The organism is Pantoea sp. B623 (genome assembly GCF_024814475.1).
Lineage (GTDB): Bacteria > Pseudomonadota > Gammaproteobacteria > Enterobacterales > Enterobacteriaceae > Pantoea > Pantoea ananatis.
This window is the reverse complement of the sequence record NZ_JANUXM010000004.1, coordinates 3,928,463-3,939,206: the sequence shown is the minus strand read 5'-3', so window position 1 is coordinate 3,939,206 and position 10,744 is coordinate 3,928,463. Positions and strand designations below refer to the sequence as shown.

The 10,744-nt window shown below is 52.6% G+C and carries 5 protein-coding genes; 3 read left to right on the top strand and 2 right to left on the bottom strand.

Translation table 11 applies throughout. From position 1 onward, the window contains the following. Positions 1-376 precede the first annotated feature (376 nt). From NXS97_RS20380 to rcsB, 3 genes are read left to right on the top strand one after another with little or no spacing between them, the layout of a single operon-like run. Complete coding sequence (locus NXS97_RS20380; RefSeq protein WP_116219893.1) at positions 377-1,531, top strand: MFS transporter; 1,155 nt, start codon at positions 377-379, stop codon at positions 1,529-1,531. Between the two features lie 19 nt (positions 1,532-1,550). After that, the gene (rcsD, locus tag NXS97_RS20375; RefSeq protein WP_014605388.1) at positions 1,551-4,211 is read left to right on the top strand and encodes a phosphotransferase RcsD; all 2,661 of its coding nucleotides are present in this window, start codon (positions 1,551-1,553) and stop codon (positions 4,209-4,211) included. Position 4,212: 1 nt separating this feature from the next. Then, entirely contained in the window at positions 4,213-4,863 is a 651-nt protein-coding gene (gene rcsB, locus NXS97_RS20370) for a response regulator transcription factor RcsB (protein WP_014605387.1), read from the top strand. A 39-nt stretch (positions 4,864-4,902) separates the two neighbouring features. On the opposite strand, the gene rcsC is transcribed toward rcsB, so the two are convergent. Together rcsC and gyrA are read right to left on the bottom strand one after the other, a co-directional pair. Continuing rightward, complete coding sequence (gene rcsC, locus NXS97_RS20365; protein ID WP_014605386.1) at positions 4,903-7,752, bottom strand: two-component system sensor histidine kinase RcsC; 2,850 nt, start codon at positions 7,750-7,752, stop codon at positions 4,903-4,905. Between the two features lie 217 nt (positions 7,753-7,969). Beyond that, the gene (gene gyrA, locus NXS97_RS20360) at positions 7,970-10,612 is read right to left on the bottom strand and encodes a DNA topoisomerase (ATP-hydrolyzing) subunit A (protein ID WP_019105996.1); all 2,643 of its coding nucleotides are present in this window, start codon (positions 10,610-10,612) and stop codon (positions 7,970-7,972) included. Between the last annotated feature and the right edge of the window lie 132 nt (positions 10,613-10,744).

Below are 10,744 nucleotides of genomic sequence, written 5' to 3'. Positions count from 1 at the left end.
AGGGAGGAAAAAGGTGGAATGCATGTTATTGCATGTCAAAATATTGCTAAATATTTCCAGTAAATTGCAAAAGTGCCGGAAATGTCTCTATTTTTTTGTTTTCTGGGTTCCTGCCCGATACTGAAGTTCAGCTAAGCAATTCACATCACTAAACTGTGATGCAGATCGTTCCTGAAAGAGGGCCGGTGCAGGGTTTACCCGCGGGTTATGCCAGGAAAGTTCTGGAAAAAAAATTTGTCGCGGTAAAAGTCGGTACACTGGCCGCTGACAGGGCTGATAAAAGCGGTCCGGAAAACCTGTTAAACCTGTGTTCTCACAGCGTTTTGCAGCCAATTAATGCTACACTTTTCTGCTTTGCTACTGATGAATTAGGGCCATGACAGCATTGGATGCCGCAAAATCAACTTCCTCTGACCGCCGCCTGAGCGGGGGCACACGCATCATTTTTTTGATCAATGGCCTGGGAATGTCAGCCTGGGCGCCACTGGTGCCCTATGCACGCGATCGCTTGCATTTAGATGGTGCTTCCCTGGGGGCCCTGTTGCTGTGTCTGGGTATCGGTTCATTGCTCGCGATGCCGGTAACCGGCACGTTGGTAGCGCGCTTTGGCTGCCGTACAGTGATGATATTTTCAACGCTAATGGTGTTATGTATGATGCCGCTGCTCGCCACGGTGCAAACGCATCTTTTCATGGCCGCCGCGTTGATGCTGTTTGGTGCCGGACTGGGCATGCTGGACGTCGCCATGAATTATCAGGCCGTTGAAGTGGAAAAAGCGGCTGGCAAGCCGATGATGTCAGGCTTTCATGCTTTTTTTAGCCTGGGCGGTATTCTGGGTGCCGGGGCGGTCAGCCTGCTGTTGAGCCTGGGATTGACGCCACTGCTTTCCGTGCTGATCGTGATGGCCGTGATGATGGTGCTGTTGTTGTGGCGAATCCCCACCTTTATGAATCAGCGTTTGCACCAGCCCGATCAGCCGTGGCTGGTCATCCCACGTGGACGCGTCGCCTTTCTGGGCATGCTGTGTTTTATTCTGTTTTTAGCAGAGGGCGCCGTGCTCGACTGGGGCGCACTCCTGCTGTTGCAAAACCCTGTGATGACGACCGCGCATGCCGGGCTCGGCTACGCGCTGTTTTCCGTTGCCATGACAGTTGGGCGTTTTAGCGGGGATAAAATTATTCATCGCTTCGGCCGTTATTCTGTCATGTTGGTGGGCGCGCTGGCGGCGGCATCAGGAATGGCATTAGCGGTGCTCCTCCCATGGCCCGAAGCTTCATTGCTGGCGTTCTTACTGGTCGGCTTTGGATTATCGAATACCGTGCCGATGTTGTTCAATGCGGCAGGTAACCAGCATGATATGCCGGCTAACCTGGCGATTTCCGCCATGACAACGTTGGGATATGCAGGTATTCTTTCTGGTCCGGCGTTGATCGGGTTCATTTCTCAATGGATTAGCCTTAGCGGTGCGTTTTTACTCATAGCACTGTTATTGTTGGCTGTGGCTGTCAGTGCGCGCAACGTTGCGCGATAATTCAGGTATCTGAGACGCTATGTTGTATAAGTTTCCGCTGACATCCGGCAATGTCACTCGCTTTTTTATCGTATTTAATCTGGTGCTGTTACTGGCGCTAGGCTTTATGGTGCAAAACTCCGTCAATGCCTGGTTGACCGACAAACGTTACGCCATGGCGGATATGGCGCGAGATATTCAGAAACGTATTGATGCCTACCGTTTCGTTACCTGGCAGATTTATGAAAACCTGTCGACCAGTGCTGCCGGTACGCCTCCTGCCAGTAATCTGCAAGAGACGCGCCTGCGTCCGGATGTCTACTATCTGGAAAAAACGCGCCGCAAAACCGAAGCGCTGATTTTCGGGTCCCATGACAGCAGCACGCTGGATATGTCGATGCGAATGTCCAGCTATCTGGACACCTTATGGGGTGCAGAAACGCCGACCTGGTCCATGTACTTTTTAAATGGTCAGGACAACAGCCTGATCATGATCTCCACCCTGCCGCTGAAAGACATGACGACGCGTTACAAAGAGAATGCCATCAGTTCTCTGGTTGAGGCACGACGTGCTGAAATGCTGCAGCAGGCCAATGCGCTGGATGAGCGTGAAAGCTTTTCTCCCCTTCGCCATCTTGCCTTTCAGAACGACCACTATTTTACGTTGCGCACCACGTTTAATCAGCCCGGTCATCTGGCGACCGTGGTGGCATTTGATCTGCCCATCAACGACTTAATTCCCCTGAATATGCCGGTGGAGAATTTCCAGCTGCGTCAGGATGCCACGCTGAATAACAACGCCAGCAGCAATCAGGACGATGTTGAAACCACACAGGTAGCCCTGGTCAATCACGATATTGAAATCGCCGCTGCACTACCCAGTACATCGCTACAGCTGGTTTACCGTGTGCCGCTCTTACGCCTGTTGCTCGACAGCGCACATAATTTGATGTGGCCGCTGCTGATTAACCTGGTGCTGTTTTTACTCTCGCTTAGCGGCATGTTGTTGCTACGTCAGCAGTCTCTGCGACCCAGTGAGAATCAAAGCGCCGAGCTGGATTCGCTCCGGGTGCTCAATCAGGAGATTGTGGCCAGTTTGCCCGTTGGCCTGCTGGTCTATGATTTTGCCAGTAACCGCACGCTGTTGAGCAATAAAATCGCTGAGCATCTTTTGCCTCACCTGAATCTGCAGAAAATCATCAATATGTCCGACCAGCATCAGGGCGTACTGCAAGCCACCATCAACAATGAAGTGTATGAGATTCGTCACGCACGAAGCGTGCTGTCTCCGCACACCCAACTGTTCATGATGCGCGATCAGGATCGCGAGCTGCTGGTGAACAAGAAACTGCAAAAAGCGCAACAGGTGTTAGATCGCAACCACCAGATGCGTCAGCAACTGCTGCATCATCTTGGTCACGCGTTAAATCAGCCGCTGGAAAAAATTGTCTCGCAGCTGGTGCACCTGAGCCAGCGAGAGAATGACGAAAGCGTGCTGGATATTCTGGATGAGAGCCAGTCACTGGCACGTCTGGTCGACGATATTGTGCTGCTGAATCGCCTTGAAGCGCACGACTGGTCGCCTGACGCCAGTGTGTTTAATCTGCAGGAACTTCTGGACGAAATCGCGCTGGAAAGCCTGCCACTGCTGCGTCGTAAAGGGTTATCGCTGGTGGTGAATAATCATCAGCCGAACGATGAAGTACGCTTTGGCGATCGCCGTGCCCTGCGCAAAGTGCTGACGACGCTAATGCACTATGCCCTGATCACCACGCGCTGGGGCAAGATTACCCTTGAGGTAAAAACCGCCGAACAGCACCCTGACCGCCTCTATATCGAGCTGGTGGATACGGGAGCTGGGCTCACGATCGATGAACTGGCCAATGTCGATTTTCCGTTCCTGGGCGATACCAGCCAGGATCGTTATGGTCAGGCTTCGGGCATGGCCTTTTTCCTGTGCAAACAGCTGTGCAAGCAAATGGGCGGCAGCCTGGAAATCGTTGCCAAGGCGGACATTGGCACCCGATATAACATTCAGCTTCCGCTCACGCTTGAAGAGAAGCACGAAGACGATCAAGAGAAGATTCTCGAAGGGATTACCGCCCTGGTTGAGATTGCCGTTGAAGACGTGCACAAGATCGTCTGTCGCCATCTGGAGAACTGGGGCGCACGCTGCCTGACGCCGGATGAACGTATCTCAGGCCAGGATCACGATGTACAGATTACTGACGATCCCAGCAAACTCAGCGGCTGGGCTTTATTGCTGGCGGAGGATGAACCTGGCCATCATGCTTTAAACGACCAACAGTATCGCGTCAATTTCAATCTCAGCAATGCATTACTTGATGCCTTGCTGGCACTGATTGAGAAGCAATTGTCCCACGATGTGATGGAGGATGACACTGAAGATGACGCCGGCACGGCACTGTTAAGTGGAGGCTATTTCCAGCTGTTTACTGAGACAGTACCGGATGATGTAAAGAGATTGTATACTGAGTCAGCGATATCAGATTATGCCTCGCTTGCTCAGACAGCTCATCGCCTTAAGGGCGTGTTTGCTATGCTCAATTTGACACCGGGCAAACAGCTTTGTGAAGCGTTAGAACACCACATCAAAGTATGTGACGATTCAAACATTAAAAATACCACCAGTAATATTGACGCTTATGTCAATCAACTGCTGCAGCAAGGTAACCAATAAGATGAATAACTTGAATGTAATTATTGCCGATGATCACCCAATTGTTCTTTTCGGTATCCGAAAGTCTCTGGAACAAATTGAGTGGGTTAACGTTGTAGGTGAATTTGAAGATTCAACGGCGCTAATCAACAACCTGTCCAAACTTGATGCGAACGTCCTGATCACCGACCTCTCTATGCCAGGGGAAAAATACGGCGACGGTATTACGCTGATTAAATATATCAAACGTCACTATCCCGATCTGTCCATCATTGTTCTGACAATGAACAATAACCCAGCCATTCTGAGCTCGGTGCTGGATCTGGATATTGAAGGCATTGTCCTGAAACAGGGGGCGCCAACCGATTTGCCAAAAGCGCTGGCGGCACTGCAGAAAGGCAAGAAATATACGCCGGAAAGCGTCGCCAAACTGCTGGAGAAAATCAGCGCGGGCGGCTATGGCGATAAACGTCTGTCACCTAAAGAGAGCGAAGTATTACGCCTCTTTGCTGAAGGTTTCCTGGTGACCGAAATTGCCAAGAAGCTGAACCGCAGTATTAAGACCATCAGTAGCCAGAAAAAATCGGCCATGATGAAGCTGGGCGTGGATAATGATATCGCCCTGCTCAACTACCTGTCGTCCGTCAGTGCGACACAAATCGATAAAGATTAAGTCCTCAGGCGGTGCGTTTCGCACCGCCTCTTTTCCCTGCTACCCTACCCGCGTTTTCCGTACCCGCTCTGCATAAATGCCCAGCGTTGTTTTCAACACGTCTAAGGTCACCGGCTTCGACAAACAGTTGTCCATCCCTGCATCCATGCAGCGCTGTTTTTCTTCTGCCAGCGCGTTGGCGGTGACGCCGACTACCGGGAACACGTGCCCCAGTTGGCGCAGCCGCTGCGTCAGGCGATAGCCATCCATATTCGGCATGTTGACATCGGTAAGCACGATATCGATGTTATTACGACTGAGAACGTTTAACGCATCGACGCCGTCCTGGGCGGTCTTGACCTGATAACCCAGGGTGCCAAGCTGTTCTGACAGCAGCATACGGTTGATAGGATGATCGTCAACGATCAGTACCATAATGTCGTCATTATGAATTTTCTCTTCCACCGGACCGTCGAGCGCCAGGCCATCGTTCACCTCCGCGTCAACCGTAATCCGGTAAATGCGCGCCAGCAGCGTGGGTAACTCATGTAGGGTTGCCGTGCTGTGGATCCAGCGTCCCGTCTGAGGCTCACGAGGCATGTCCACGTGCGAACCGTCAAAAGTGATAACCGCCCGCACTGGCGCGTGGATGTCGGGCACGTAATCTGTCAGCACCACATCATCACTGCCCGGCTGGGCCTGATATTCAGCAACCTGGATACCATGCTGCTTTAGCAGCCGTTCAAGGTACTGCGCCAGATATTCATTGCGCATCGCCAGCCAGATTTTCTTATCCTGTAAGCCGTCCAGCAGCGGAATGGAAGGCTGTTTACCGTTGTAGATCGGAATACGGACAATAAACTGGCTTCCCATCCCCGGCTCAGACTCAACCTCAATGTCACCGTCCATCATGTTGATCAGTTTTTCACAGATCGCCAGCCCCAATCCGGTCCCCTGGAAATTACGCTGTACGCCGTTGCCCACCTGGAAAAAGGGATCAAACAGTCGGGTCAACTCTTTAGCCGGAATACCCACACCGGTATCACGCGTGCGGAACGCCAGATAGCCTTGTGTGACATAGGCATGCAGAATAATACAGCCCGTATGGGTGAATTTAATGGCGTTATTCAGAAGGTTAGAAATCACCTGCTGCAGTCGCAGAGGATCACCATCAAGTGCCTGCGGAACATCGTGCTCGATATAGCAGTAAAGCGTCAGGCGCTTCTTCACCACCAGGGAGAGATAGTTTCCGACAATATGGGTGATCACTTCGCGCGGCGAGAAAGGTCGCGGCTCTATTTTCAACTGTTCCGATTCAATTTTGGAGAAGTCGAGAATATCGCTGATGATCTTCAATAGCAGGCTGGAAGAGTTATTCATCGCGGTCACCAGCGAGTCTATACCGCTCGGCAGCTGCCGCGTCTGCAGCAGATCCAGGTTACCAATGATGCCATACAACGGCGTACGAAGTTCGTGACTGACCGTTGCCAGGAACATGGATTTCGACTGGCTGGCCTGCTCTGCCGCGTGGGCCATTTCCTGTAAGGATTGCTCCATGCGCACGCGGGCGGAAACATCCACCAGCACACAGATCGCCACGTTTTCATTGCGGTAGCGGGAATGCACAAAGCTGATTTGCAGGTTAGTATTACTGCCCGTCAGGACATCAACAAAGTTAACCTGCTGCCCGCCGATGATCTCATTTAATCGCTTACGGTCTTCCTGCGTCAGCAGCGTCAGATAGTTGTGTGCCAACTCGTTACTGAGAATATTGGTACCATCGCTGGTGCGTAAAATGCAGATCCCTACCGGCGCTGAAGCGACAATTTTACGGTTGAACTGCTCGTGCTCTTCCAGCCGGTGTGCGTTTTCTTCCGCCGGCAAAAACATGCGTCTCTCAAACAGCCAGGCAAGCGTAAACAGCAGGATGGCGCTCAGGATATTCAGCAACAGGGCATTGATCATCATCAGTTTGAGCTGATCGACCAGCACATCGGTAGAGACCGACCACACCACGTTAAGATTCGACGGTGGCAACGGTTTTTTCAGCACCAGCTGACGGTAACCGTCAAGATAGCCAAACCAGGTTTTATCATCAGGCAATTCATTTAATGAAAAGCCCAAACCGCCCCGGCGCGAGGTCAGGAGCGGAGCGTAATTTTCATCCGTAATCGTTGCCGTGACGGGCAGGCTACCGGGCTGAATAAACGCATCAAGCTGGATATTTTGCTCGACGCCCAGCAGGGCCTGAAGTTTATCCGCCACGTAGATCGGCATGATAACAGAGAAGTTTCCTACGCCTGGCTGGGCGCTGCTGTTTACCCAGTAGACCGGGTTGCGACGCTCCTCTTCCGAACTGTTGCGGTAGCGCTGAAGGTTTTCCTGCAACAGCTTGAGGCTGTTATCGCGGTTAACGTTGTTACCAATAGCAAAATCCGCCAGACACTTGTTATCGCCACCAATGAGGAACACCCGGTTGAGCTCATAAGATGAGGCGAAATGACTCCTCCAGTAATTGATATAGTTACTGAGTGAGTCCAGTGAGTTGCGCCAGGTCGCGCTCATGGCGGTGCAGTCATCACTGGAAAAAAGGGGGGTAAACTGCGGTTGAATCGTCTTTCCTGCCGTTGACCGATCCGAGGCTTCTCCCCCGGCGCTGGCGCTGGTGAGGTGGTTTTCAGCGATGAACTTAAGCTCGCGCATCTTGCCCGCTGAGAGGCGAACGTACCAGTCAATTGTGCCGTAGTTGCCAGCAAATTCCTGCCGTACCTTGTTCTCTTTATCGTGAAGTACGCTAATGATGTAGAAGGTGGTCAGTACCGCGCCCAGTAGCCAGATTAGCAGCGCCAGCGCGCGAAACAGATAGCGCGAAATGCGAAGCGTCGTGCGGAAAGAGACTAGATATTTCAAAGGTAACTCGCAGGTGGCAAGGTTAGTCGCATCGTGGGATTTTTAATGCTCATACACTAGCTTTATCGCAGCAAAAAAGCCAGTCGGTGACGGGCACCCGGCGCAGTTTGGGACTATTTGCCCCTGAGGAAATCATCCTTTGCCAAACCCGCCGCAAAAAAAACGGCAGGTCGGGTGATCCCTGACCTGCCGTTGCTCTTAACGTACGACGCGCTAATTACTCATCGTCGTCCGCTGCGGGTACGTCATCGTCGTCATTGTCGACTTCAGGTACGATATCGTCATCCCCTTCCGCCACGCTGCCGTCGATGGAGTCCAGCTCTTCTTCTTCCACCGGCTCAGCCACGCGTTGCAGTCCGACCACGTTCTCGTCCTCTGCCGTACGAATCAGAATCACACCCTGGGTATTACGGCCCACGATGCTGACTTCAGACACGCGGGTTCTCACCAGGGTGCCGGCATCAGTGATCATCATGATCTGATCGCTGTCGACCACCTGCACTGCACCAATCACCGGGCCATTACGCTCGGTCACTTTGATGGAGATCACGCCCTGCGTCGCACGGGATTTGGTTGGATACTCACTGTTCGCGGTACGCTTACCGTAGCCGTTCTGCGTCACGGTGAGAATCGCGCCCTCTTCACGCGGCACAATCAGGGAAACCACACGATCGTTTTGCGCCAGCTTGATACCGCGTACGCCCGAAGCCGTACGGCCCATGGCACGCACGGCAGATTCGGCGAAGCGAACCACTTTACCGGCGGCCGAGAACAGCATCGCCTCGTCGTTACCGTTGGTCAGCGCTACGCCAATCAGCTCGTCATCATCGCGCAGGTTAATGGCGATGATACCGGCGCTGCGTGGACGGCTGAACTCCTGCAGACCGGTTTTCTTCACCGTGCCGCTCGCGGTTGCCATAAAGATATTGAAGCCTTCGGTATATTCGCGCACAGGCAGAATCGCCGTGATACGTTCATTCGCTTCAAGCGGCAACAGGTTGACGATTGGACGTCCACGTGCCCCACGGCTGGCTTCCGGCAGCTGGTAAACCTTCATCCAGTAGAGTCGGCCACGGCTGGAGAAGCACAGAATCGTATCGTGGGTGTTTGCCACCAACAGACGATCGATAAAATCTTCTTCTTTAATGCGGGCGGCAGACTTGCCTTTGCCACCGCGACGCTGCGCTTCGTAATCACTCAGCGGCTGATATTTTACATAGCCCTGATGCGACAGCGTGACGACCACATCTTCCTGATTGATCAGGTCCTCGATGTTGATGTCTGCGCTGTTCGCAGTGATTTCCGTGCGGCGCTCATCGCCGAACTGATCGCGCATCAGTTCCAGCTCTTCGCGAATGACTTCCATCAGGCGCTCAGAACTTCCCAGGATGTGGAGCAACTCCGCAATTTGATCCAGAAGCTGTTTGTATTCATCCAGCAGCTTTTCATGCTCAAGCCCGGTCAGTTTCTGTAAACGTAAGTCCAGAATGGCCTGAGCCTGCTGTTCAGTCAGGTAATATTTACCCTCACGAATACCAAACTGCGCTTCCAGCCACTCTGGGCGGGCAGCATCATCACCGGCACGCTCCAGCATGGCAGACACGTTGCCCAGATCCCAGGATTGTGCGATCAGGCCCGCTTTCGCTTCGGCAGGCGTGGGCGCACGGCGGATCAGCTCAATGATCGGATCGATGTTAGCCAGCGCAATCGCCAGGCCTTCAAGGATATGCGCACGATCGCGAGCTTTGCGCAGTTCAAAAATAGTACGACGCGTGACCACTTCACGACGATGGCGAACGAAGGCTTCCAGAATCTCCTTCAGTGCCATAATCTTCGGCTGGCCCTGATGCAGCGCCACCATGTTGATACCGAAAGAGGTTTGCAACTGAGTCAGTGAATAGAGGTTGTTGAGGACGACTTCACCAACCGCATCACGCTTGATTTCAATGACAATACGCATGCCGTCTTTATCAGACTCATCACGCAGCGCACTGATGCCTTCAACGCGTTTTTCTTTCACCAGCTCGGCGATTTTCTCAATCAGGCGCGCTTTGTTCACCTGATACGGCAGTTCGTGAATGATGATGGTTTCACGCCCGGTTTTGGCGTCCACTTCCACTTCACCACGGGCACGGATATACACTTTACCGCGACCGGTGCGATAGGCTTCTTCAATGCCGCGACGACCGTTAATGATGGCCGCTGTCGGGAAGTCAGGCCCCGGAATATGCTCCATCAGCCCTTCGATGCTGATGTTTTCATCTTCGATATAGGCGAGGCAGCCGTTGATCACTTCACGCAGGTTGTGCGGTGGAATGTTGGTTGCCATGCCGACTGCGATACCGGACGAACCGTTTACCAGCAGGTTAGGAATTTTGGTGGGCAGAACTTCAGGGATCTGCTCGGTGCCGTCGTAGTTCGGAACGAAATCAACGGTCTCTTTTTCCAGGTCAGCTAACAGGTCGTGGGCGATTTTGGACATGCGCACTTCGGTATAACGCATCGCCGCAGCGGAGTCGCCGTCGATGGATCCGAAGTTGCCTTGACCGTCCACCAGCATGTAACGCAGGGAGAAAGGCTGGGCCATACGTACAATGGTGTCGTAAACGGCAGAATCACCATGGGGGTGATATTTACCGATAACGTCACCGACGACGCGGGCAGATTTTTTATAGGGTTTGTTCCAGTCATTACCCAGTTCGCTCATCGCGTATAGTACGCGGCGATGTACTGGCTTCAGGCCATCACGCACATCGGGTAAAGCTCGGCCAACGATGACCGACATGGCGTAATCGAGGTAAGAATTTTTTAACTCTTCTTCGATATTAACCGGTGTAATTTCTCTCGCAAGGTCGCTCATGGAGCCGCTATCCCTCTACTAATCCCGGATTTTAAAGGTGCGAAAGTATATCACAGAGCAATTCGCTGGTGAACGTTAACCACCTTATTAAGGTGCTTTTCCTCAAGTTGATAAGGTGCGTCAGAGTCAGTT